General features: G+C 72.6%; 24 protein-coding genes. 9 read left to right on the plus strand and 15 right to left on the minus strand.

What is annotated here, in order from left to right:
• Nucleotides 1–83: 83 nt before the first annotated feature.
• Nucleotides 84–833: an SDR family oxidoreductase gene (locus ACPZVR_RS10975; protein ID WP_436699621.1), complete on the minus strand. Its 750-nt coding sequence runs from the start codon at nt 831–833 to the stop codon at nt 84–86.
• 20 nt (nt 834–853) lie between these two features.
• Nucleotides 854–1315 carry a VOC family protein gene (locus ACPZVR_RS10980; RefSeq protein WP_436699622.1) on the minus strand — a complete coding sequence of 154 codons (462 nt, stop codon included), beginning with the start codon at nt 1313–1315 and terminating at the stop codon, nt 854–856.
• Nucleotides 1316–1463: 148 nt separating this feature from the next.
• Here ACPZVR_RS10980 and helR point away from each other — a divergent pair, with 148 nt between their 5' ends.
• The gene (gene helR, locus ACPZVR_RS10985) at nt 1464–3611 is read left to right on the plus strand and encodes an RNA polymerase recycling motor ATPase HelR (RefSeq protein ID WP_436699623.1); all 2148 of its coding nucleotides are present in this window, start codon (nt 1464–1466) and stop codon (nt 3609–3611) included.
• Here the strand turns inward: helR and ACPZVR_RS10990 are convergent.
• The 3 genes from ACPZVR_RS10990 to ACPZVR_RS11000 are packed head-to-tail and all read right to left on the minus strand — an operon-like array spanning nt 3604 to nt 5018.
• A complete protein-coding gene (locus ACPZVR_RS10990; protein WP_436699624.1) occupies nt 3604–4068 on the minus strand; it encodes a pyridoxamine 5'-phosphate oxidase family protein in 465 nt (154 codons plus the stop codon). The two genes, helR and ACPZVR_RS10990, sit on opposite strands and share 8 nt — an antisense overlap.
• 36 nt (nt 4069–4104) lie before the next feature.
• Nucleotides 4105–4515 (minus strand): VOC family protein, encoded by a 411-nt coding sequence (locus ACPZVR_RS10995; RefSeq protein WP_436699625.1) that lies wholly within the window; start codon nt 4513–4515, stop codon nt 4105–4107.
• 5 nt (nt 4516–4520) lie between these two features.
• The gene (locus ACPZVR_RS11000) at nt 4521–5018 is read right to left on the minus strand and encodes a helix-turn-helix transcriptional regulator (protein WP_436699626.1); all 498 of its coding nucleotides are present in this window, start codon (nt 5016–5018) and stop codon (nt 4521–4523) included.
• 83 nt (nt 5019–5101) lie between these two features.
• Between ACPZVR_RS11000 and ACPZVR_RS11005 the strand changes: the two genes are divergently transcribed.
• Nucleotides 5102–5503, plus strand: a complete 402-nt coding sequence (locus ACPZVR_RS11005) for a hypothetical protein (RefSeq protein ID WP_436699627.1) — start codon at nt 5102–5104, stop codon at nt 5501–5503.
• On the plus strand, nt 5500–7128 hold the full coding sequence (locus tag ACPZVR_RS11010) for an FAD-binding oxidoreductase (RefSeq protein WP_436699628.1): 1629 nt from the start codon (nt 5500–5502) through the stop codon (nt 7126–7128). Before ACPZVR_RS11005 ends, ACPZVR_RS11010 begins: the two co-directional genes overlap by 4 nt.
• On the opposite strand, the gene ACPZVR_RS11015 is transcribed toward ACPZVR_RS11010, so the two are convergent.
• Nucleotides 7115–7954 carry an SDR family oxidoreductase gene (locus tag ACPZVR_RS11015; RefSeq protein WP_436699629.1) on the minus strand — a complete coding sequence of 280 codons (840 nt, stop codon included), beginning with the start codon at nt 7952–7954 and terminating at the stop codon, nt 7115–7117. The genes ACPZVR_RS11010 and ACPZVR_RS11015 overlap by 14 nt on opposite strands.
• Before the next feature lie 120 nt (nt 7955–8074).
• Here ACPZVR_RS11015 and ACPZVR_RS11020 point away from each other — a divergent pair, with 120 nt between their 5' ends.
• The gene (locus ACPZVR_RS11020; RefSeq protein WP_436699630.1) at nt 8075–8221 is read left to right on the plus strand and encodes a hypothetical protein; all 147 of its coding nucleotides are present in this window, start codon (nt 8075–8077) and stop codon (nt 8219–8221) included.
• Here ACPZVR_RS11020 and ACPZVR_RS11025 read toward each other — a convergent pair.
• Both ACPZVR_RS11025 and ACPZVR_RS11030 read right to left on the minus strand, forming a co-directional pair.
• Nucleotides 8206–9009 (minus strand): maleylpyruvate isomerase family mycothiol-dependent enzyme, encoded by an 804-nt coding sequence (locus ACPZVR_RS11025; RefSeq protein ID WP_436699631.1) that lies wholly within the window; start codon nt 9007–9009, stop codon nt 8206–8208. The genes ACPZVR_RS11020 and ACPZVR_RS11025 overlap by 16 nt on opposite strands.
• Before the next feature lie 41 nt (nt 9010–9050).
• On the minus strand, nt 9051–10079 hold the full coding sequence (locus ACPZVR_RS11030; RefSeq protein WP_436699632.1) for a zinc-dependent alcohol dehydrogenase family protein: 1029 nt from the start codon (nt 10077–10079) through the stop codon (nt 9051–9053).
• Nucleotides 10080–10160: 81 nt separating this feature from the next.
• On the opposite strand from ACPZVR_RS11030, the gene ACPZVR_RS11035 reads away from it, so the two are divergent.
• The 4 genes from ACPZVR_RS11035 to ACPZVR_RS11050 all read left to right on the plus strand — a co-directional run bounded on the left by ACPZVR_RS11035 (nt 10161) and on the right by ACPZVR_RS11050 (nt 14332).
• Complete coding sequence (locus tag ACPZVR_RS11035) at nt 10161–11702, plus strand: helix-turn-helix domain-containing protein (RefSeq protein WP_436699633.1); 1542 nt, start codon at nt 10161–10163, stop codon at nt 11700–11702.
• Nucleotides 11703–11706: 4 nt separating this feature from the next.
• Entirely contained in the window at nt 11707–12498 is a 792-nt protein-coding gene (locus ACPZVR_RS11040) for a glycerophosphodiester phosphodiesterase family protein (protein ID WP_436699634.1), read from the plus strand.
• Nucleotides 12495–13850, plus strand: a complete 1356-nt coding sequence (locus tag ACPZVR_RS11045) for an MFS transporter (RefSeq protein ID WP_436699635.1) — start codon at nt 12495–12497, stop codon at nt 13848–13850. Before ACPZVR_RS11040 ends, ACPZVR_RS11045 begins: the two co-directional genes overlap by 4 nt.
• A 92-nt stretch (nt 13851–13942) precedes the next feature.
• Nucleotides 13943–14332, plus strand: a complete 390-nt coding sequence (locus ACPZVR_RS11050; RefSeq protein WP_282399561.1) for an RNA polymerase-binding protein RbpA — start codon at nt 13943–13945, stop codon at nt 14330–14332.
• Nucleotides 14333–14346: 14 nt separating this feature from the next.
• On the opposite strand, the gene ACPZVR_RS11055 is transcribed toward ACPZVR_RS11050, so the two are convergent.
• From ACPZVR_RS11055 to ACPZVR_RS11070, 4 genes are all read right to left on the minus strand, one after another.
• On the minus strand, nt 14347–14817 hold the full coding sequence (locus ACPZVR_RS11055; protein WP_436699636.1) for an FxsA family protein: 471 nt from the start codon (nt 14815–14817) through the stop codon (nt 14347–14349).
• Nucleotides 14814–15527 (minus strand): polyprenol monophosphomannose synthase, encoded by a 714-nt coding sequence (locus ACPZVR_RS11060; RefSeq protein WP_436699926.1) that lies wholly within the window; start codon nt 15525–15527, stop codon nt 14814–14816. Before ACPZVR_RS11060 ends, ACPZVR_RS11055 begins: the two co-directional genes overlap by 4 nt.
• A 28-nt stretch (nt 15528–15555) precedes the next feature.
• Nucleotides 15556–17124 carry an apolipoprotein N-acyltransferase gene (gene lnt, locus ACPZVR_RS11065; protein WP_436699637.1) on the minus strand — a complete coding sequence of 523 codons (1569 nt, stop codon included), beginning with the start codon at nt 17122–17124 and terminating at the stop codon, nt 15556–15558.
• 416 nt (nt 17125–17540) lie between these two features.
• On the minus strand, nt 17541–18005 hold the full coding sequence (locus ACPZVR_RS11070) for an Lrp/AsnC family transcriptional regulator (protein WP_436699638.1): 465 nt from the start codon (nt 18003–18005) through the stop codon (nt 17541–17543).
• 27 nt (nt 18006–18032) lie between these two features.
• Here ACPZVR_RS11070 and ACPZVR_RS11075 point away from each other — a divergent pair, with 27 nt between their 5' ends.
• The gene (locus ACPZVR_RS11075; RefSeq protein WP_436699639.1) at nt 18033–18962 is read left to right on the plus strand and encodes a 5'-3' exonuclease; all 930 of its coding nucleotides are present in this window, start codon (nt 18033–18035) and stop codon (nt 18960–18962) included.
• Nucleotides 18963–19068: 106 nt separating this feature from the next.
• Here the strand turns inward: ACPZVR_RS11075 and ACPZVR_RS11080 are convergent, their stop codons facing one another.
• From ACPZVR_RS11080 to tatC, 3 genes are read right to left on the minus strand one after another with little or no spacing between them, the layout of a single operon-like run.
• On the minus strand, nt 19069–21864 hold the full coding sequence (locus tag ACPZVR_RS11080; RefSeq protein ID WP_436699640.1) for a DEAD/DEAH box helicase: 2796 nt from the start codon (nt 21862–21864) through the stop codon (nt 19069–19071).
• Nucleotides 21861–22730: a diacylglycerol kinase gene (locus ACPZVR_RS11085; RefSeq protein WP_436699641.1), complete on the minus strand. Its 870-nt coding sequence runs from the start codon at nt 22728–22730 to the stop codon at nt 21861–21863. The genes ACPZVR_RS11080 and ACPZVR_RS11085 overlap by 4 nt, the downstream gene beginning before the upstream one ends.
• Nucleotides 22730–23566 carry a twin-arginine translocase subunit TatC gene (gene tatC, locus ACPZVR_RS11090; protein WP_436699642.1) on the minus strand — a complete coding sequence of 279 codons (837 nt, stop codon included), beginning with the start codon at nt 23564–23566 and terminating at the stop codon, nt 22730–22732. The genes ACPZVR_RS11085 and tatC overlap by 1 nt, the downstream gene beginning before the upstream one ends.

Below are 23566 nucleotides of genomic sequence, written 5' to 3' on the forward strand. Positions count from 1 at the left end.
CCCGCAGGAGCACACCTGCGGGGACATCGGCACGTCCGAGCGCCCCACCCGCCCCACCGACACGTCCGCGTTCTGGTGGAGCGTCAGCGGCCGCCTGAGACGTCCAGCATCGTGCCCGTCGTGTAGGACGACGCGTCGTCGAGCAGCCAGCAGATGGCCGCGGCGGCCTCCCGGGGCGTGCCGGGCCGGCCCATCGGCACCGCCGGCGCCAACCGGGCCAGACGGCCGGGCTCGCCGTTGCGGGCGTGGATCTCGGTCTCGATCAGCCCGGGCCGCACGCTGTTGACCCGGATCCCCTGGCCGGCGGTCTCGGCGGCCAGGCCCCGGGTGACCGCGTCGACGGCCGCCTTCGAGGCGGCGTAGTCGACGTACTCCCCCGCCGCGCCGAGCACGGCGGCGCGGGAGGAGACGTTGACGATCGCGCCGCCGGCTCCCCCGCGATCGGTCGCCATCCGCCGGACCGCCTCCCGCGAGCAGAGCAGGAGACCGAGCACGTTGACCTCGAGGACGCGCCGCACCCGATCGGCGCTGAGCTCGGCGACGGTGGTGGTCGGGGCGACGATGCCGGCGTTGTTGACCAGCCCCCGCAGCGGGCCGGCCTGCGCCGGCAGTGCGGAGAACACGCTCTCGACGGCGGTCTCGTCGCTCACGTCGAGCGGGACGGCGTCGGCCCACGCTCCGGCCGTCCGGCAGTCGGCGACGACGGCATCAGCCGCGTCGGCGTCGGCGTGGTAGGTGATCAGCACGTCCCACCCGGTCCCGGCCAGCATCCGAGCCGTCGCCGCGCCGATCCCGCGGCTGCCTCCGGTCACCACCGCCAGACGTCGTTCCATGCGCCGACGGTACCGAGCCCTCAGTCGAGGCAGAACTCGTTGCCCTCGGGATCGGCCATCACGATGTGGCCGGCGCCCATCGGCGGCGCCGGCTCGTGCCGGGCCAGCCGGGTCGCGCCGAGGGCCACGAGCCGGGCGCACTCCGCCTCGAGCGCGGCCATCCGCTCCTCCCCTGCCAACCCGGGCGCGGCCCGGACGTCGAGATGCACGCGGTTCTTGGCGGTCTTGCCCTCGGGGATCTGCTGGAAGAAGACGCGGGGTCCCGTGCCGTCGGGGTCCTCGATCGCCGAGCGGGAGTTGCGCGCTGCCTCGGGGACCCCGATCCGCTCGAGGAAGACGTCCCACGCCGCCAGCGGGTCCTCCCCGGGAGCGAGCGGGACCCCCGGCGGGCCGGGGTGGACGTAGCCCAGGGCGTCACGCCAGAAGGAGGACAACGCGCGGGGGTCGTGGCAGTCGAAGGTGATCTGGATGTCGCGGCTCATGCCTCGGTTCTACCGGGCGGCGCGGACATCCCCTGCCACTCTCAACGTATAGCGCACAGGGGGTCTTGCCGCAAGGCCCCCCGCAGCGGGCAGAATCCCGGTCTCCGACCGGCTGACACGTCACGAAACCCGCAAGGGAGCTGATGATTTGACCAACGCGACGACCCGCGCGTTCGACCTCCACGACCACCCGGCCAAGGACGACCCGGCGCTCGTCGGCGCGGACGAGGCCCACTTCGCCGCGATCGGCGACAACCTCGCGCGCACCGTCGCCGAGCTCGAGCAGCGTCTGGCCGACGTACGCCGCCAGCCGGGTGGCACCGGTCAGGAGGCGATGGACCGCGACCTCGAGGTGCACCGCCTCAGCGCGCGGCTCAAGGCGCTGCGCCGCTACCGCCTCGACCTGTGCCTGGGCCGGATGGTGTCGACCGAGGGCGAGACCGTCCACATCGGACGCTTCGGGCTGACCGACGCGGAGGGCCGCCGCCTGCTCGTCGACTGGCGCTCCCCCGCCGCGGAGCCCTTCTTCGGCGCCACCCACGGCAACCCGATGGGACTCGCCAGCCGGCGTCGCTACCGGTGGACCGACGGTCGGGTCACCGACTACTGGGACGAGGTGTTCTCCGCGGCCGCGCTCGACGGCGCGACGGGCAGCGCCGCCTGGGACGACCAGTCGGCGTTCGTCGCGAGTCTCGGCAGCAGTCGCTCGGAGCGGATGCGCGACGTGCTCGCCACCATCCAGGCCGACCAGGACGCCATCATCCGCGCCGGGTCCCGGGGGACGCTGGTGGTCGACGGAGGACCCGGCACCGGCAAGACGGTCGTCGCCCTCCACCGCGCCGCCTACCTCCTCTACGCCGACCCCCGCCTCGGTGACGGACGCGGTGGCGTGCTCTTCGTCGGACCGCACGAGCCCTACCTGTCCTACGTCGCCGACGTGCTGCCGAGCCTCGGCGAGGAGGGCGTGCGCACGTGCACGGTCCGCGACCTCGTCGCGGAGGGCGCCGGCGCGGTCGAGGAGGACGACCCCGAGGTGGCCCGGCTCAAGGCGGACGCCGCGATGGTCGGCGCCATCGAGCCCGCGGTCCGGCTCTACGAGGAGCCGCCGACAGACGGCATGGTCGTCGAGACCGAGTGGTCGGACGTGTGGCTCAGCGCGAGCGACTGGGCCGAGGCCTTCGCAGCGCCCGACCCGGGCACGCCCCACAACGAGGCGCGCGACCAGGTCTGGGAGGCGCTGCTCGACATCCTCGTCGACAAGCACGACGGGACCGAGGCGACCGACGAGCAGCTGCGCCGCGCCTACCGGCGCAACGGCGGGCTCGTCGAGGCCGTCACCCGGGCCTGGCCGATGATCGAGGCCACGGACCTGGTCGGGGACCTCTGGGAGGTCCCGGCCTACCTGCGGCACTGCGCGCCCTGGTTGTCGGCGGAGGAGGTGCGGGCGCTGCGGCGTACCGGACCGCAGGCGTGGACGGTGTCCGACCTCCCGCTCCTCGACGCCGCACGGGCCCGGCTGGGCGACCCAGACGCGGCCCGCGACCGGCGCCGCCGGGAGGCGGAGGCGGCCGCGGAGCGCGAGGAGATGGACCGCGTCGTCGACCACCTCGTCGCCAGCGACGACTCCGACCTGATGATCATGTCGATGCTGCGCGGCGCCGACCTCCGCGGCGCGCTCGAGGCCGGCTCCGAGACGCCCGCGGCCGACCCCGGGCGCTTTGCGGGGCCGTTCGCCCATGTCGTGGTCGACGAGGCGCAGGAGCTGACCGACGCGGAGTGGCAGATGCTGCTGCGCCGCTGCCCGTCGCGCAGCTTCACGGTGGTCGGCGACCGTGCCCAGGCCCGGAACGGCTTCACCGAGACCTGGGCCGAGCGACTGCGGCGGGTCGGCCTGCCCGACGCCGAGCTCGCCTCGCTCACCGTCAACTACCGCACCCCGGCCGAGGTGATGGCGGCCGCCGCACCCGTGATCCGGGAGGTGCTGCCCGATGCCAACGTGCCGACGTCGATCCGCAGCACCGGCGATCCGGTCCGGTACGGCGAGCTCGCCGAGCTGGACCGGGTCCTCGAGGAGTGGCTGGCCGAGCACGACGAGGGCGTCGCCGCCGTGATCGGCGATCCGCTGCTCCCCACCGGACCGCGGGTGCGCTCGCTCCGACCCGAGCACGCGAAGGGGTTGGAGTTCGACCTGGTCGTCCTCGTCGCGCCGGAGCGGTTCGGCACGGGCGTCGCGGGCGCCGTCGACCGCTACGTCGCGATGACCCGGGCCACGCAGCGTCTCGTCGTGCTCAGCTGAGCCACGCACCCGCGCGCAGGATCGTGCGGCCGGCGATCTCGTTGGACTCCCGCCAGGCCTGGATCCGCTCGGGCCGGAGCACGAGGAACACGTAGCCGGCCAGGCCGCGCGGGTCCCAGTCGGCCTGGCCGGCGTAGGCCTCGCCCAGCGCGGGGTCCTCGTCGACGGGCACCGACCGGTCGAGGATCGCATCGACCATGACGACGTCGCGGGTGGGGCCGACCCCGAGGCGCGCGACCCCCGAGGCGGTCAGGTTGCGCGCGGTGAGGGAGCCGCCCTCGACCGCGATCACGACCCGCTCCCCCACCCACGCCAGGGACACCGGCACGAGGTGGGGTACGCCGGCCGCGGATGCCGTGGCCACCCAGACGTCGATCTCCGGCGTGGCGAGCAGCGCCCGGGCGTCGGCCTGCCGGGTGGCGCGGTCCCGGGCAGGGGGCGGGACGGACGCGGGCACGACGCCAGCCTAGGTGGCGGGCGCGACGTCGGCGGGTCAGCCCGCCTGGTTGATGCGGATGTGATTGCCCGCCGGGTCGCGGAAGGCGCAGTCGCGCACGCCGTAGGGCTGGTCGATCGGCTCCTGGATCACCTCCGCGCCGGTCGCCTGGATGCGCTCGAAGGTGCCGTCGAGGTCGGGGGTGCTGAGGACGAGCGTGGCATAGGTGCCCTTCGCCATCATCTCGGCGATGACGCGCTTCTCGTCCTCGGTGATGCCCGGGTCCGCGGCGGGCGGGCAGAGCACGACCGATGGGGACGACTGGCCCTTCGGAGCCACGGTGAGCCACCGCATGTCGCCGTACCCGACGTCGTTGAGGAGCTCGAAGCCGAGCACGTCGCGGTAGAAGGCCAGCGAGGCCTCGGGGTCGGTCTGCGGGAGGAAGCTGTGCTGAATGCTGATGTCCATGCCGCTCACGCTAGTGGCGGCCCGAACCGGGGTGCTTCTCGATTCCTGACCGATGCCGGCACGTCCGGACTCGTCTGCGCGCCGCCGCGCCGGACCGGCCGGGTCACCTTCTTGGTCACGCACGACGGCGGCTCGGCGGCGCCGTCCTCGGGCTCCGGCGCGTCGTCGCGGTAGGCGCTCGGCGGCACGCCCACCAGCTCGGTGAACCGGGTGCTGAAGGTGCCGAGCGAGGAGAAGCCCACCGCGAAGCAGATGTCGGTGACGCTCAGGTCGCCGCGGCGCAGCAGCGCCATCGCCCGTTCGATGCGCCGCGTCATCAGGTAGGAGTAGGGCGGCTCGCCGTAGGCCTTCTTGAACTCCCGGCTCAGGTGGCCCGCCGACATGTGCACGTCGCGGGCCAGCGCCTCGACGTCGAGGGGGCGGGCGTACTCGCGGTCGATCCGGTCGCGCACCCGGCGCAGCAGCGTGAGGGTGCGCAGTCGCTCGGGATCGAGGGTGCTCACGGACCCATCATGGACGCACGGCCCGGTCGGCGCGTCACCGCCGTGTGGCTCGGTCCGCCGCCGCGCGTCGTAGGGTCGCCGCCATGACCATGCAGCCTCCGCCGCCGCCCCCGCCGGGCTACCTCCGCGTCAACGTCCAGGGCAACCGGATGCTCACCATGATCACCCCGAGTGTGCAGATCAACGGCTATCCCGTGGCGGCGCGCTACGGCCAGAACGTCTATCCCATGCCGCCCGGTGTGCACACCGTCTCCGCCCACGCGCAGTGGATGTGGCGCTACGGCCAGGCCAGCCAGCAGGTGCAGCTGGCCCCTGGACAGACCGTCGACGTCTTCTACGCCGCGCCGGTCCTCACCTTCATCGCGGGCGCCATGGGCTTCACGAAGCAGAAGGTCCCCGGGATGCTCGCGTTCGTGCTGCTGCTCGTCCTCCTCCTGCTGATCGTCGTCGGCCTGCCCGTTGCCGCGATCCTGGCGTCGGCATGACGCACGTGCCCACGCCGGCTCCCACCCGGTCCTGGTGGGGCTGGGGCACCGAGGAGAGCCGGTTGTCCCCTGGCGAGACCGCCGACCTGGTGGCCCGCGTGGCGGGGCTCCTCCCCGGTCACGACCTCACCGACCACGCCGTGCCGGACCCGCGCGGACTCGGCGTGGCGCCGCCGCGGGTGGCGCCACCCGCCGCCCTGGCCGCGCTCTGCTCCGCCGATCCCGTCGACCGGCTCGCCCACGCGCGGGGCAAGGCGTTCCGCGACGTGGCGCGCAACCTGCTCGGCGACATCGCCCACGTGCCCGACCTGGTCGTCCGGCCGCGCGCCGAGCAGGACGTGGTCGACGTACTGGACTGGTGCACCACGACCGGCACCCCCGTCGTGCCGTACGGCGGCGGCAGCTCGGTCGTCGGCGGCGTCGAGCCGCGCTTCGACGGGCCGGCCGTCTCGCTCGACCTCGGACTGCTGGATCGCGTGCTCGAGGTCGACCCGGTCAGCCGCGCCGCCCGGATCCAGGCGGGCACCTACGGCCCGGCCCTCGAGGACCAGCTGCGGCCACACGGGCTGACGCTGCGCCACTTCCCGCAGTCCTTCGAGTTCTCCACCCTCGGCGGCTGGCTCGCCACCCGCGCCGGTGGGCACTTCGCCACGCTCGAGACGCACATCGACGACCTGACCGAGGCGATCCGGGTCGTCTCGCCGGCCGGCGTCGGGGAGTCGCGTCGACTGCCGGGTTCCGGTGCCGGTCCCTCCCCCGACCGGATGTTCCTCGGGTCCGAGGGCGCCCTGGGCGTGATCACCGAGGCCTGGATGCGCCTGCGGCCCCGGCCGCGCTGGCAGCGCACCGCCTCGGTCGGCTTCGGCTCGTATGACGCCGCGGTGGCCGCGACCCGGGCGATCGCCCAGTCCGGCCTGTACCCCGCCAACTGCCGCCTGCTCGACGCGGCCGAGGCGCTGATCAACGCCGGCAGCCCGGTGGACGGCGGACTGCTCCTCGTGGCGTTCGAGTCGGCCGACCATCCCGTCGACGCCCGGCTGGACCGGGCGCTGGAGCTGGTGCGCGACCACGGCGGCGTGGTGCTCGCGACGCGCGACCGGCCCGACCCGGAGGACGAGCACCACGCCGACCGGGGCGCGGACGCCGCGCGGGCCTGGCGCTCGGCGTTCCTGCGGATGCCCTACCAGCGCGACGAGCTGGCGCGCCGGTCGATGATCGTCGAGACCTTCGAGACCGCGTGCACGTGGGACGCCTTTCCGGCCCTCCATGAGGCCGTCACCCGGGCCGCGCAGTCCGCGATCGCGGAGGTCTGCGGCGGTCGGGGCGTGGTCACCTGCCGGTTCACCCACGTCTACCCGGACGGCCCGGCGCCGTACTACGGGATCTACGCCGCGGGGCGCTGGGGCGGCACGCTCGCCCAGTGGGACGAGATCAAGGCGGCGGTGTCGACCGCCCTCGCCGAGCACGGCGGGACGATCACCCACCACCACGCGGTCGGCCGCGACCACCGCCCGTGGTACGACGCCCAGCGCCCGGAGCCGTTCGCCGCGGCGCTGCGTGCGGCGAAGACGGCGCTGGACCCGGCCGGGATCCTGAACCCGGGCGTGCTGGTCAGCCCGCGCTGACCCAGGCCGCGCTGCGCTCCCACAGCTCGGCCGCGAGCTCGTCGGTGACGATCCGCGAGGGCTCCTTCTCACGCCGGTCGTCGTAGTAGCGGCCGGTGTCGTGGGCGACGTCGGGCGAGGTCGCGCAGTACAGCGAGGTGACGGCGCCCTCCTCCGGCGACTTCATGAACCTCTTCATCACGTGACGCACGCCGAACGGCACCTCGCGCCACACGTCGGAGGCGATGGCCCCCGGATGCAGCGCGTACGTCGTCACGCCGGTGCCCTGCAGGCGCCGGCCGAGCTCGCGGGCATGGAGCACGTTGGCCAGCTTCGAGACGCAGTACTCGTCGAAGGCGGTCCGGGTGGCCGACGGCCGGCGCACGGCCGCCCAGTCGATGCCCTTGGCCCGGTAGTGGCCGGTGCTCGCGACGTTGACGATGCGGCCGGGCCCGGTCGCGGCGATGTGGTCGCGGAGCAGCTCGGTGAGCAGGAACGGGCCCACGTGGTTGGTGCCGAAGGCCAGCTCGAAGCCGCTGGCGCTCATCCCCCGCTTCCCGGCCAGGCCGGCGTTGTTGATGAGCACGTCGAGCCGCTCGCCGGAGGCGAGGAAGGTCCTGGCGGCCGCGCGGACCGAGGCGAGATCGCCGAGGTCCAGCGGGAGGAAGTCGAGGTCGGTGTTGCCCGTCCCGGCCGCGATCTCGCGGATCGCCGCCCGGGTCCGCTCCTCGGACCGGCCGGCGAGCACCACGCGCGCGCCGCGACCGGCGAGCGCGCGCACCGTCTCCTTGCCGATGCCGGTGTTGGCTCCCGTGACGAGGAAGGTTGTGCCCTGGAGATCACCCATGCGGTGGATCCTGCGCCCTCCGCGGCCGGGTGTCCTCCTCCCCCGGTCGCAATCCCGCCTGCGCGAGTGTGACTCGCATCACCCTTGGGATGTGACGTGCGTCATGCGAGGCTGTCGCCCATGAGTCTTCTCGCTCTGGTGATCGTGCTGGGGGTCATGCTGCTGTTCGTCCTGGGCATCGCCGCGCTGTTCGGCGTCGTGCTGGTCGCGGGGCGCACGGGTCGCCGGGCGCAGGTCCGCGAGACCGGATCTCAGTCGATCGCCTGACCGAGCACCGCGCCGACGTGGGCGCGCACCGCGTCGTCGCCGCTGATCACCACGCGCTCCTCGGCGCCGCGATGCCACAGCCAGGCGTCGAGGTCGCCGGCGGTGCCGGTGACGACGAGGTCGGCCGCCACGCCCGGGTCGGCGACGACGTGCTGATCGGGCTCGCCGGTGCGCTCCACGCCGTCGGGCGCCGTGCCCGAGAACGTGCCCAACTGCACCCACACCGACGTCCCGGTGTCGGTCGCGCGGAACTCGGCGTACTGCTCGCGCGGCTCGAAGCGGCCCCAGGGCGGGAGTCCGCCGTACATCACATCGAGGATCTCGTCGATCCCGTCGGCGGCCAGCGCGGGTGGCAACGGCGTGACCCGGCCGACCGTCAGCTCGGCGTCGAGGCGGTGGATGAGCGCCTCGTGGGCCTGGCGTCGGGCCAGGTGGCGGACGTTCTGGTGGTCGGGGTCGCCCGACCAGAACCACGCGGCGTCGTCCGGCGCCGCCGCCTCGAGCGCCTCGACGAAGGCGGCATGGGTGGTGCGGAACGACGCGACCAGCGCGTCGTAGGTCCGCGGACGCGTGGGCTCGGTGTAGTCGTCCGGCGCGGCGGGCCGGTGGCGGATGACGTGGTCCCACGAGTGCTGCACCTCGGTGAGGTGCCAGAGCAGGTCGGCGGCGTCCCAGTCGGGACAGGACGGGACCCGAGCGCCGGGCGGGCAGGCCTCCAGGGCGGCGAGGAATCGCGCCGACTCGGTGCGGATGTGCTCGAGATAGGCGGTGTGGTCGAGACGGGTCACGGCGCGACGCTAGCGCCGGGCGACGACAGGGCGGCGACCGCTCACGGCTGCAGGAGGACCTTGATCGCCCGGCGCTCGTCCATCGCGCGGTACCCCTCGGCGACCTCCGCGAGCGGCAGGGTGAGGTCGAAGACCCGTCCGGGGTCGATCCGGCGCTCCTGCACCAGCGCGAGCAGCTCGGGCAGGTAGCGCCGCACCGGCGCGATGCCGCCGCGCAGTCCGATGTTCCTCTCGAACAGGGTGCGCACCGGCAGGTCCACGCCGTGCGGCACGCCGACGAACCCGACGCCCCCGCCCGGCCGGGTGACGCCGATCGCCGTGGTCATGGCGTCGTTGGTGCCGACGCACTCGAGCACCGCGTCCGCGCCGATGCCGTCGGTGAGCTCGCGGACCTCGTCGATCCCCTCCTTGCCGCGGGCAGCGACGACGTGGGTGGCCCCGAAGGCCCGGGCGAGCTCCTGGCGCGGCTGGTGGCGTGACATCGCGACGATCCGCTCCGCGCCGAGGACCGACGCGGCGATGACCCCGCACAGGCCCACGGCGCCGTCGCCGACGACGACCGCCGTGTCACCGGGCTCGACCCCCGCCGCGACCGCGGCGTGCCACCCGGTCGGCATCACGTCGCTGAGCGCCAGCAGCGAGGCGACCAGCTCGTCGTCGAGCTCGCCGGGGACCGCCCCGTCGACCCGGACCAGGCTCCCGTCGGCCTGGCCGACCCGGGCGTACTCCGCCTGCCCGCTGGTGGTCATCCCGAGCTGGTCGCACGCGGACTGCGCTCCCGCGCGGCAGTGGGCGCAGGTGTTGTCGCAGTGGCAGAACGGCACGACGACGAAGTCGCCGGGGCGCACGTCGCGGACCTCGCTGCCGACCTCTTCGACGACGCCGATGCACTCGTGGCCGATGGTGGCTCCGGCCCGGATCGGGTTCTCGCCACGGTAGGGCCACAGGTCCGAGCCGCAGATGCAGCCGGCGGTGACCTTGACGATGGCGTCGGTCGGCTTCTTGAGCTGGGGGTCGGGGACCTCCTCGAAGCGGATGTCGCCCGGAGCGTGGATCGTGGTGGCGCGCATGGGAGGATCCTTGCAGACGCCGCTCCGCGGTCCGCCGCCGCGGCGACTTGCGTTATCTCATATGTGAGTTACCGTCGAGACATGACCCTCGACGTGCCGCACGACGACTACAAGGGCCGGATCGGGAACCTCATCCGCGACGCCCGCAAGCACCGCGGACTCACCCAGGCCCAACTCGCCGAACGGCTCGCAACCAGCCAGAGCGCGATCAACCGGATCGAGAAGGGGCACCAGAACCTCTCCCTGGAGATGCTCGCCCGGATCGGCGCGGCGCTGGACTCCGAGATCGTCGCCCTCGGCGCCGGCCCCACCCATCTGCGGGTGAAGGGCCCCACGACGCTGTCCGGCAGCATCGACGTCAAGACGTCGAAGAACGCTGGCGTCGCCCTGCTCTGCGCGGCGCTGCTCAACCGCGGTCGGACCACCCTGCGCAAGGTCGCGCGCATCGAGGAGGTCAACCGACTCCTCGAGGTGCTGACGAGCATCGGCGTGCAGACCCGCTGGATCAACGCGGACAACGACCTCGAGATCGTCCCGCCCAAGGACCTCGACCTGACCCGGATCGACGAGGAGGCCGCCCGGCGCACCCGCTCGGTAATCATGTTCCTCGGGCCGTTGCTCCACCGCGCCGACACCTTCGAGCTGCCCTACGCCGGCGGCTGCAACCTCGGCACCCGCACCGTCGAGCCGCACATGTCCGCCCTGCGGCCGTTCGGCCTGGAGGTCAAGGCCACCGACGGCTGGTACCACGCCCAGCTCAACCGCGCGATCGTCCCCGGCCGGCCGATCGTGCTCACCGAGCGCGGCGACACGGTGACCGAGAACGCGCTCATGGCGGCGGCGCTGCACCCCGGCACCACCGTCATCCGCAACGCCTCGTCCAACTACATGGTCCAGGACCTCTGCTTCTACCTGCAGGCGCTCGGCGTCGAGGTCGAGGGCATCGGCACGACGACGCTCACGGTGACCGGGCGCGAGAGCATCGACGTCGACGTCGACTACGCGCCGAGCGAGGACCCGATCGAGGCGATGTCGCTGCTGGCCGCGGCGATCGTGACCCGCTCGGAGATCACGATCCGGCGCGCTCCCATCGAGTTCCTCGAGATCGAGCTCGCGGTCCTGGAGGAGATGGGCTTCCGCTACGACCGTTCCGAGGAGTACCTCGCGGCCAACGGGCGCACCCGGCTGGTCGACATCACCACGCACCCCTCCGACCTGGTCGCGCCGCGCGACAAGATCCACCCGATGCCCTTCCCGGGCCTCAACATCGACAACCTGCCCTTCTTCGCCGTGATCGCGGCCGTCGCGGAGGGCACGACCTACCTCAACGACTGGGTCTACGACAACCGGGCGATCTACCTCACCGAGCTCAACAAGCTCGGCGGCCGGGTCACCCTGCTCGACCCGCACCGGGTGCAGATCGACGGCCCCACGTCGTGGACCGGGACCGAGCTGGTCTGCCCGCCCGCGCTGCGGCCCGCGGTCGTCGTCCTGCTGGCCATGCTGGCCAGCAAGGGCACCTCGGTGCTGCGCAGCACCTACGTCATCCATCGGGGCTACGAGGACCTCGCCGAGCGGCTCAGCGACCTCGGCGCCGAGATCGAGACCTTCCGGGACATCTAGTCTCGTGACCTACCTCGAGCCGGGTCGGGTGCTGGCGTTCGCGCACCGCGGCGGTGCCTACCACCCCGAGATCGAGGGTCTCGAGAACACCCTCGCCGCGTTCCGGCACGCCGCCGCCCTCGGCTACGACTACCTCGAGACCGACGTCCACGTGACCGCCGACGGCGTGCTGCTGGCGTTCCACGACGATGTGCTGGACCGGGTGACTGACCAGCGCGGTGCCATCCACGAGCTGACCCTGACCGAGGTACGCCGAGCACGGATCGGCGGGCGCGAGCAGGTGCCGACCCTCGTCGAGCTGCTCGACGCGTTCCCGGCCGCCCGCTTCAACATCGACCTCAAGTCCGACGGTGCCGTCGAGGCGCTGGCCGAGCTGGTGCGCGAGCGCGGCCTGTGGGACCGGCTGCTGGTCGCGTCCTTCTCCCGCCGCCGGATCCGGCGCTTCCGCAGGCTCACCGACGGCCGGGTGCCCACCGCGGCCGACCCGTGGCAGATCGTCGCCTTCCGGCTCTCCCCCAGTGTCCGGCTCGCCCGCCTGCTCGCCGGCGGCGGGTTCGCCGCCTTCCAGGTCCCGCACCGCCGGCACGGGTTCACGGTCACCACGCCCGGCCTGGTCCGGCGCGCGCACGCCGCGGGTCTCCAGGTCCACGTGTGGACGATCGACGACCCCGCCGAGATGACCACCCTGCTCGACCGCGGCGTCGACGGCCTCTTCACGGACCGCACCGATCTGCTCAAGGATGTCCTCCTGGGACGCGGCCAGTGGAGGTCCGCGCCGGGAGGGACGACGGCATGAGCGGGACGACGGGCATCGCGGACCTGGGGCCGCTCAACCGCGCGCGGGAGCAGCGGGCCTGGTACTTCACCGACTGGGCCGCCTCGGCCTTCCAGACCACGGTGGCCGGCGTCCTGTTCGCCCCCTACCTGATCTCCGTCGCCGAGAACGCGGTCGGCGAGCACGGCCGCATCCATGTGCTCGGACTGGCGATCGCGCCGGGCTCGCTGCCGTCGTACGTGATCACGCTCTCGACGCTGCTGAGCGCCCTGCTCTTCCCGATCGTCGGCGCGCTCGCCGATCGCACCTCCCGCAAGCCCGACCTGCTCGTCGGCTTGTCCTGGGTGGGCGCCACGGCCGCCGGCCTGCTGTTCTTCATGAGCGGCGAGAACTGGCTGTTCGGCAGCATCGCCTTCATGGTCGCCAACCTCGCGGCCGGCGCGGCGATCGTGGTCAGCGACTCCGTCCTGCCGCTCATCTCGACCGAGGCCGAGCGCGACCGGACCTCATCGGTCGGCTGGGCCTACGGGTACGCCGGCGGCGGACTCCTGCTCGCCGTCAACTTCGCCGTCGTCACCTTCCACGACGCCCTCGGGCTCGACAAGGAGCTGGCGGTGCGGCTCTCGCTGCTCTCCGCGGCGGTGTGGTGGGCGGCCTTCATGATCATCCCGTGGCGCGGCATCAAGCGGCACCAGCCGGTCGCCGTGGAGGAGGTCGCGGGCGGTCTGCTGAGTCGGTCCTTCGGCCAGCTCGCCGCGACGCTGCGCGACCTGCGGAACTATCCCGTCGCCCTCACCTTCCTCGTGGCCTACCTGTTCTTCAACGACGGCATCCAGACCGTGATCGCGTCGGCCTCGACCTTCGGCATCGAGGAGCTCGACTTCGAGGAGGGCACGGTCCTCGGCACCTACCTGCTGGTGCAGTTCGTCGCGATGTTCGGCGCGGTCGGCTTCGGCCGGGCCGCCGCCCGCTTCGGGGCGAAGCAGGTCATCCTGGGCGGCATCGTCGGGTGGATGGCGATCGTCACGGTCGCGCTCGTCGTGCCGGAGGGCCGGTTGGTGCCGTTCCTCGTGCTGGGGGTCGCCATCGGACTCGTCCTCGGCGGCACCCAGGCGCTCGCCCGGTCGTACTTCTCCCTGTTCATCCCGCGCGGCAAGGAGGCGGAGTACTTCAGCCTCTACCACGCCATGGACCGCGGCACGTCGTGGTTCGGCACGCTCACCTTCGGTGTCGTCTACCAGCTCACCGACTCCTACCGTCCGGCGATCTTCGCCCTCATCGCGTTCTTCGTCCTCGGCGGCCTGCTGCTGCTCCGGGTCGACACCGAGCGCGGCATCCGGGACGCCGGCAACGCCCGCCCCGCCGTGATCTGAGCCGATCCGGGGGTGATCTGAGCGCGGATGGAACCTTTTACCGCCGGGTAGCGTTAAAGGGTTCGAGGACGAAACACGGGAGGTGGGGTCTGATGGCAGAGCGCACACTGCGCGGTGCCCGACTGGGGGGCCAGTCCTTCGAGGACGAGCGCGGCATCGAGTTCGCTGCCCGGCAGCAGGTCGGCTACAAGTGCCCGCACGGTCACGAGTTCGAGATCACCATGTCGATCGAGGCCGAGGTCCCGGCGGTCTGGGAGTGTCCGCGCTGCGGCCTCGAGGCCGAGTCGACGGCCGGCATCGAGCGTGAGGTCAAGGCCGAGAAGCCGCAGCGCACCCACTGGGACATGCTGCTGGAGCGGCGCTCCGAGAAGGAGCTCGAGGAGATCCTCACCGAGCGCCTCGAGCTGCTCCGCGGCGGCGAGATCGGCCCGGCGCACCTGCACCGCGCCAACGCCCGGAAGAAGAAGCCCGCCAAGGCCTGAGCGACGCCGGGGTTTCACTCCCCCTCGTCGATGACCTCGCCCCGGACCACGGTCGGTCCGGGGCGAGGGCCATTTCCGGGGCCCGTCGGCGAGGTCCGCCGGGTCACCTGACGCCCGGCGTACGCCATCAGCAGCCCGCGGAACAGCGGCCGGGTGACCGGCAGGATCAACAGGATGCCGAGGAGGTCGGTGACGAAGCCCGGGCTGAGCAGGAACGCGCCGCCCAGGACGACCAGCGCTCCGTCCGCGAGCTCCCGGGCCGGCAGCCGGCCGGTCTCCACCCGCTCCCGCAGCGCGAGCCAGGCCCGCCGCCCCTCGCGCTTGATCAGCCAGGCACCGACGATGCTGTCCAGGACGAGCAGCAGGATCGTCCACCAGGGACCGATCACCTGTCCGACCTGGATGAGGACGACGATCTCGAGGACGGGCATCACCACGAAGGCGAGGAACAGCAGCACCGCTGCGCGGCGCGATCTCCGCCTCATCGTCGGGACGCCATCTGGGCCCAGCGCTCGCGCAGTCCCCACCAGGTGATCCGCTTGAGCGACTCCAGGGCGACCTGGCCGCTCATCTTCGACTCGCCCCGGACCCGCTCGACGAACTCGATCGGGACCTCGCGCACCGTCAGCCCCGCGTGGAGGGTGCGCGTGACGAGGTCGGTCTGGAAGACGTAGCCGGTGGATCTGACCTCGTCGAGGCGGATCTTCTCCAGGGTGGAGCGGCGGAACAGCCGGAAGCCGGCGGTCGCGTCGCGCACCTCGATCCCGAGCAGGAGCCGGACGTAGAGGTTGCCGCCCCGCGAGAGCACCTCGCGCTGCCAGGGCCAGTTGACCACCGAGCCGCCGGGCACCCAGCGCGAGCCGATCACCAGATCGGCGTCCAGCAGCCCCGTGAGGAGGCGCTGGAGCTGCTCGGGCTGGTGGGAGCCGTCGGCGTCCATCTCGCCGATCACGTCGTACCCCTCCGCGAGGGCCCAGGCGAAGCCGGCCAGGTAGGCGGCACCGAGGCCCTCCTTGGCGGTGCGGTGCAGCACGTGGACCCGGTCGTCGGCTCGGGCGAGGCGGTCGGCGACGGCGCCGGTGCCGTCGGGCGACCCGTCGTCCACCACGAGGACGTCGACGTGGGGCTGGGCGGCCCGCAGCCGGTCGATGATCCAGGCGATGTTGCCGGCCTCGTTGTAGGTGGGGATGACCATCACCGTGCGGCCCAGGGTGGAGAGCTGGTCAGACAACGGGTGCCTCACTCGGGGTCGGGGACGGCACGGGGGGCTCCGCGGACGGATCCTCCCGCGCGGGGCCATCGAACTCTTGCCTTCGACGGTACGCGACGGCACCTGACACGAGAGCGGCGAGCGTCAGGAGGGTGAACAACCGCGACGGCCACGGCCCCAGCCGCATCGCCGGCGTGAGCGCGGTGCTCAGCCCGACCTCCTCGACGAGCACGTCGGTCGTCCGGGGCGTCGCGGTGGCCACGACGGTCCCGTCGGAGGCGATGACGCCCGTCTGGCCGTTCGTGGAGGCCACCGTCAGCCAGCGCCCGGCCTCGATCGCGCGCAGCCGGGTGATGGCGAACTGCTGCTCGATCTGGTGGGTGAAGATGAAGCTCGCGTTGCTGGTCTGGACCACGAGCAGCTCGGCGCCGTCGCGGACCTGCGGCGGCATCACGTCGTCGTAGGCCACGTCGAAGCAGATGGCGTCCCCCACCCGCACCCCGGCGACGCGGAGCGGCTCGGTGCGGGTGCCGCTCTTCATGTCGCGGGTGATCAGCGCCAGCTTGCCGAACTTCGGGTCCCAGATGTCGCGCATCGGGATGTACTCGCCGTAGGGCACCGGGTGGTGCTTGGTGTAGCGGTCCCCCGGGCCGCTGACCGGATCCCACACGATGCCCTGGTTGAGGACGTGCTCCGGACCGTCGCCGACGATGCCGCCGACCACCACCGGCGCCTGGACGGCCGCCACCGCCTCCCGGATCCCCGTGTTCACGCGGCCGGGCTCGAACGGGTCCACGGCGGTGGAGTTCTCGGGCCACAGCACGAAGTCCGGTCGGGGCACGCGCCCCGCGGCGACATCGGCCGCGAGCCGCACCGTCGCGTCGACGTGGTTGCGGGTGACGCCCTCGTGGTCCCACAGGATGTCGTTGCCCGGCCCCGGGACGTCGCCCTGGACGACCGCGACCGTGGTGCGGCCGGTCTCGGGGACGTCGTACGGCACGACGGCGGGGGTGACCAGGACGGCCAGCACGCCGACGCTGGCCGCGGCCCACGCCCCGCGCCGCTCGCGGCTCAGCGTCGCCTCGGCGAACCGCGCCAGGCAGAAGCCGGCGAGCGCCAGCAGGAACGAGAGACCGGTCATGCCGACGTACGCCACCGCCGGCGCGGCCGGGGTGTCGATCGCGGCGAACGCCAGCCGTCCCCACGGCATCCCGCTGAACGGCCAGCCGCTGCGCACCGTCTCCATCGTGGTCCAGGCCGCCGCGAGCCACAGCGGCCAGGCCGGCAGGCGCCGCAGCAGCGGGACGAGGAGGCCGAGCAGACCGTAGAAGAGCGCCTCGATGCTCGCCAGCGCCAGCCAGGCGTCCGGGCCGATCGAGGCGCGCATCCAGGAGATGTGGCTGAAGTAGAAGACCACGCCGAACACCAGTCCGACCGCTCCGGCCCGGCGGACGGTGAGGTCGCGGGTGGCGAGGGCGTAGCACGCGACGCCGACCGGCAGCAGCCACGGCAGGGCGACCGGCTCGAAGGAGGCGGTGAGCAGCGCGCCGCCGACGATCGCGAGAAGGAGACGCTGCACCACGGCGTGAGCCTAGTCGGCCCGGGATCCGGCCTCGTCATCAGGCACGGAAGGACTCGGATCGCCTTCGGACCATCCCGGCGACCGACTGGCTGCCGCCGCCCGCGACGTTGTCTAGGGAGATCCGAGTCCTTCCGGCTCGCCCCCGAGGAGCGAACCGACCTCCGCGAACCGTCCCCGCGCGGAGCTGGTGCTACTCCGCCGACATACGGCCACTCGGACGTCGGTCCGCCTGCCACGACCTGCACGGGCGAACGTCTCCGTACTTTGGTGACCCTCAACCGTCCTGTCAACCGCCCGCTGACCTGCGACGATACGCATTCTCGCAGGTCAGGACGGGCCGGTCGGGCGGCAAGAAATCAGCAAAAAATCGCCCGCGTGCGGCGTGTCGCGTGGCGACGCGCCGGAGGGACGCCCGGTCAGTGGCCGACGGGGCGGTTCTCGTAGTAGGTCGACAGCACGATCGTCGTGCGCGTCGACACGTTGGCCGCCGAGCGGATCCGGCCGAGCAGGAGCTCGAGCTCGGCCGGCGTGGTGGTGCGGACCTTGAGGAGATAGGACTCCTCCCCCGCGACCGACCAGCACGACTCGATCTCCGGGATGCCGACGAGGCGGTCCGGGCAGTCGTCGGGCTGGGACGGGTCGATCGGGCGGATCGCGATGAACGCCGTCAGGGGTACGCCGATCTCGGCGTAGTTGACGGTCGCGCCGTAGCCGAGGATGAGACCGCGCTGCTCCAGGCGCTTGACGCGCTGGTGCACGGCCGAGGTGGACAGTCCCGTGGCGCGCCCGAGGTCGGTGTAGGACATCCGTCCGTCCTTGGCCAGGAGCTCCAGGATCTGCCGGTCGATCGCCTCGACCGCCGGATTGCTGCTCTGACTCACGGCGCCACCCTAATAGGCTGCGCCGTGATGACTGAGCGCCTTCTACTCCTCGATACGGCCAGCCTGTACTTCCGGGCCTACTTCGGCTCCCCGGAGCTCCTCGCGCCGGACGGCACCAACGTGAACGCCGTGCGGGGTCTGCTCGGCTACATCTCGCAGCTGGTGGACCAGTACCGGCCCACGCACCTGGCCTGCTGCTGGGACGACGACTGGCGCCCTCAGTGGCGCGTCGACCTGATCCCGACGTACAAGGCGCACCGGGTCGTCGAGGAGGTCGTCGGCGCACCCGACGTCGAGGAGGTCCCGGACCCGCTCGAGCTGCAGGTGCCGGTCATCCGCGAGGTGCTCGCCGCGTTCGGCATCGCCGTGGTCGGCGCGCCCGGCTACGAGGCCGACGACGTCATCGGCACCCTCGCCACAGGCGCCGGCATGCCCGTCGACGTGGTGACCGGCGACCGTGACCTGTTCCAGCTCGTCGACGACGCCGCCGGCGTCCGGGTGCTCTATGTCGGCAAGGGCGTCGGCCGGCACGAGCGGGTGGACGAGGCCTGGGTGGTCGAGAAGTACGGCGTACGCGCCGACCAGTACGCCGACTTCGCGACGTTGCGCGGCGACGCCTCCGACGGGCTTCCGGGCGTCAAGGGGGTCGGCGAGAAGACGGCGGCCAGCATGCTGCAGAAGTACGGCGACCTCGCCGGCATCGTCGCGGCCGTCGACGACCCGGCCAGCGACCTCGGCCCCGGGCCGCGGGCCAAGATCCGTGACGCGGCGGACTACCTCGCCGTCGCCCCCGCCGTGGTCGCCGTGGCTCGCGACATCGACCTGCCCCGCGACCACCTCGCCCTCCCCCGCACGCCGGCCGATCCCGAGGCGCTCGCCGCGCTGGTCGAGCGGTGGTCGCTGGCGTCGCCGGTCGAGCGGCTGACGGGTGTGCTGGGGTCGCTGTCGGCGGGCTGAGGTGGTGCGGTTTGGTCCCAAACCGCATGCGACACGCCGAGGAGGCATGCGGTTTGTGCCCAATCGTGGACGTCGGGGCTGATCAGCCCCTTGCCGCCGGACCGGCTCAGTCCGTGGCGACGATCCCGCGCCGCAGCAGCCGGACCAGCTGACGCGCGGTGTCGCGGACGGGCGTGCCGGCCGCCGCGTCGGCGATCTGGCCCGCGAAGTCGATGAGCTGCTTCATCTGGCGCACGAAGTCGCCGGCGGTCTGGTCGTTGCGCGTGATGATCTCGTCGAGCTCCTGTCCCTCCGCCCAGCGCCAGGCGGTCCACGCGAACCCGGCGTCGGGGCGGCGCAGGAAGTCGAGCCGGTGCTCGCGCTCCAGCCGCTCCAGGTCGCCCCAGAGCCGGGTCATCGCCTCGATCGTGACCGCGATGGCACCGCCGGGCACGCTCGGCGGTCCGTCCTCGGGGCGCCGGGCCTCGTAGACCAGCGCGGAGAGGACGGCGCCGAGCTGGGACGGGGTGAGCTCGTCCCACAGGCCGGTGCGCAGCGCCTCCGCGGCGACGAGGTCGAGCTCGGAGTAGATCCGCATCAGGCCGCGCCCGCGCTCGGTCACCTCGTCGCCGTGGAGGTAGTCGAGCGCCTCCAGGACCTCGCAGACCCGGTCGAAGGTGCGTGCGACGGTGTTGGTGCGCCGCTCGATGCGCTGGGAGAGGGTGTCGGTGTCCTTCTGGAGCTTGGCGTGCCGTTCGGCCCAGCGGGCGTGGTCCTCACGCTCCGCGCAGCCGTGGCAGGGGTGCTCGCGGATCCGGGCGCGCAGCGCCTGGATCTCGCTCGCGGTCGCCTCGTCGACCGGGCCCCGCTCCGCCCGGGGGCGGGTGACCGACAGGGGCAGTGCCCGGACGGCCTCGCGGACCTGCTGGGCGATGTCCTTGCGCTGGTGGGGGTTGCGGGCGTCGACCCGCTTGGGCAGCCGGATGTGGGCGACCGGCTCGACCGGCGTCGGGAAGTCCATCATCGCCAGCCGGCGGCCCTGCCGTTCGGCGGTGATGACCAGGGGGCGGTGACCGTGCTCGGAGAGACCCGGGTCGACCACGACCGCGGGGCCGGCGAACTTGCCCACCGGCACGATGATCACGTCGCCCGGAGTGAGCCGCTCCAGCGAGTCGAGCGCCTCGCCGCGACGGTCCTGGCGGCGGGACCTGCTCGCCTCCTTCTCGAGCTCGCCGACCTGCCGGCGCAGGCCGGCGTACTCCATGAAGTCGCCCAGATGGCACCGCGCCGCCTCGGCGTAGCCCTCGAGGGCGTCCTCGGCCTTGCGCAGCTGCCGGGCCAGCCCGACGACGGCCCGGTCGGCCTGGAACTGGGCGAAGGACTGCTCCAGGAGCTCGCGCGCCTGGTGGCGTCCGTAGGAGTGCACCAGGTTGACGGCCATGTTGTACGACGGCCGGAAGCTCGAGCGCAGCGGGTACGTGCGCGTGGACGCGAGTCCGGCCAGCTCGCGGGGGTTCATGCCGGGCTGCCAGAGCACGACGGCGTGTCCCTCGACGTCGAGGCCGCGCCGCCCGGCGCGCCCGGTCAGCTGGGTGTACTCCCCCGGCGTGATGTCGGCGTGCGTCTCGCCGTTCCACTTGCTGAGCTTCTCCAGCACGACGGTGCGAGCCGGCATGTTGATGCCGAGCGCGAGGGTCTCGGTGGCGAAGACGATCTTGATCAGCCCGCGCAGGTAGAGCTCCTCCACGCACTCCTTGAACGCCGGCAGCATCCCGGCGTGGTGCGCCGCGACCCCGCGCGAGGCGGCGTCGAGGAAGTCGTGGTAGCCCAGCACGTGGAGGTCGGCCGACGGCAGCCCGCCGAGCGTCTGCTCGACGTACGCGATGACCTCGTCGCGCTCGTCGGGGTCGGTGAGGCGCAGGTTGGCGTCGAGGCACTGCTGCACGGCCGCGTCGCAGCCGGCGCGGCTGAAGATGAAGTCGATGGCGGGCAGCAGGTCGTCGCGCCGCAGCCGCTCGATGACGTCGAGGCGTCCGGGGATCCAGATCCGGCGCCCGCTGCCGACGTTGCGGCTGCCCGGCCCGCCCTGGCGGCCGCGCGCGCCCTTCGGCGTGCGCCGGTCCTTGAGCCGGGAGGAGGCCCAGTCGTCGCGTGCCAGCTTCATCAGCTCGTCGTTGACCGGGGCGCCCTCGCGGACGAACCCGGCCGCGGCGTCGACGTCGGAGGAGGCGAAGAGGTCGAGCAGCCGGCGCCCCACCATGACGTGCTGGAACAGCGGCACCGGGCGCCGCTCGGCGACGATCGTGCGGGTCGAGCCCCGCACGGTCTCGAGCCACTCGCCGAACTCCTCGGCATTGGAGACCGTCGCGGACAGCGAGATCACCGACACCGACTCGGGCAGGTGGATGATCACCTCCTCCCAGACCGCGCCACGGGAGCGGTCGGCGAGGTAGTGCACCTCGTCCATGACCACGAACCCGAGCCCGACGAGGGTGCGGGAGCGCGCGTAGAGCATGTTGCGCAGCACCTCGGTCGTCATCACGACGATTGGCGCCTCGCCGTTGATGGTCGTGTCGCCGGTGAGCAGACCGACCCGGTCGGCGCCGTACCGCTCGACGAGGTCGTGGTACTTCTGGTTCGACAGCGCCTTGATCGGAGTGGTGTAGAAGCACTTGCGCTCGGTCTCCAGCGCGAGGTGGACCGCGAACTCCCCGACGACGGTCTTGCCGGCGCCGGTCGGCGCCGCGACGAGCACGCCGTCGCCGTCCTCGACCGCCTTGCAGCCCTCGACCTGGAAGTCGTCGAGCTCGAAGGAGAAGCCCGCGGCGAAGTCGCGGAACACGGGGTGCCCCCGGTCCTTGCGGTACGACGCGTAGCGCTCCGCCGGGCTCTGCTGCTCCTCGCCGCCCTCGCCCGCGCTCACGCCATCACCCGCACGGCACCCGGGACCACCTCGACGGTCACCGGCAGCGGCCCGAAGCGCTCGCCGTCGGCGTACCCGACGATGCCGGGGCTCGCGACGGTCACGCGCCGGACGCGGTGGCGCTCGTACTGCGGATGGCTCACGTGTCTCCCGTCGAAGAGCTGGGGGTAGGTGCGGACCAGCTCCAGTCTGCTGAGCGGCTTGATGACGACCACGTCGAGGAGGCCGTCGTCGAGCTGGGCGCCGTGGGTGATCCGCAGGCCTCCACCGAAGGAGGGCCCGTTGCCGACCGCGACCAGCATCGCCTCCAGGCGCCGCTCGACGCCGTCGAGCTCCAAGACGTACGACAGCGGCTGGAAGACGCGCAGCTCGGCGAGGGTGGCCAGGTTGTAGCGCATCTGACCCCGGGGCCAGCGCATCCGGTTGGCCCGCTCGTTGACGATCGCGTCGAATCCGGCGGCCAGCACTCCCCCGAAGTACCGGTCCCCGATCCGCGCCAGGTCGATCGTGCGCGGCGAGGCCTGCAGGATCCGAGTCGCCGCCGCCGCGCCGTGCCCGAGCGGCAGGTCGAAGTAGCGGGCGAAGTCGTTGCCGGTGCCGGCGGGCAGGATCCCGACGGGGACCTCGGTGCCCGCGGCCGCCTGCAGGCCGATGTTGACCATGCCGTCGCCGCCGCACAGGACCAGGACGTCGGGCTCCTCGCTGACCGCCAGTCGCGCCAGGTCGAGCGCCTCGCCGGCATCACGTCCGGTGAGTGCCGTGGTGCGCCACCCCGCGTCGTGGAAGCGGGGCAGCGCCTCGTCGCGCATCCGGGCGCCCCGCCCCTTCCCCGAGGTGGGATTGGTGAGGACGATCGCGCGCGGCATCAGATCGGGCTGGGCTCGTCGGGCGAGAGGCCGGCGTTGATCGCCCTGCGGTCGCGGCGCCGGTCGTTGAGGCGGGCGATCACCTCGGAGATCAGGAACAGCACCACCATCGGCACCGCCATGAAGCTCATCGTGAACGGGTCGCCCGACGGGGTGATGACCGCGGCGAAGATGAACGTCCCCACGATCATCCACGGCCGGTGCGCCCCGAGTGTCTTGCCCTTGAGCACCCCGGCCATGTTGAGCAGGACCACGAAGACCGGGATCTCGAAGGCGATGCCGAAGCCGAGCAGGGTCCGGCTGAAGAAGGTGAGGTAGTCGTTGAACTCGACCAGGTTGGTCAGCTCGTCGGGGTTGAGCCCGATCAGGATCTCCAGGCCCTTGGGCAGGGTCACGTAGCCGAGCACGATGCCGACGACGAACAGCGGGCCGGCGATGACCGCGAAGATGCCGGTCCACCGCTTCTCGCTCGGGTGCAGGCCCGGAAGGATGAACGCCCAGATCTGGTAGAGCCAGACCGGGCTGGAACCGACCAGGGCCGCCAGGCCGCAGAGCTTGAGATAGAGCAGGAACCCGCCGGCCGGCCCCGAGGTCGTCGCCTCGCTCGACCCCTCCGGCAGCTGCGCCTGGGCGTCGAGGTACGGCTCCAGCACCAGCTGGAAGAGCTGGTCGAAGAAGAACAGCGCGATCGCGAACGCGAGCAGCACCGCGAAGCCCGCCTTCAGGATGCGCGCGCGCAGCTCCCGAAGGTGGTCGGACAGCGCCATCCGGCCGTCGGCTCCGACGGGATGGACGGGCTTTCCGATGAAGAGCTTGAAGAGACCCGTGAACGCCAA

Origin of the sequence: Nocardioides segetis (assembly GCF_051390595.1) — a bacterium.
Taxonomy (GTDB): domain Bacteria; phylum Actinomycetota; class Actinomycetes; order Propionibacteriales; family Nocardioidaceae; genus Nocardioides.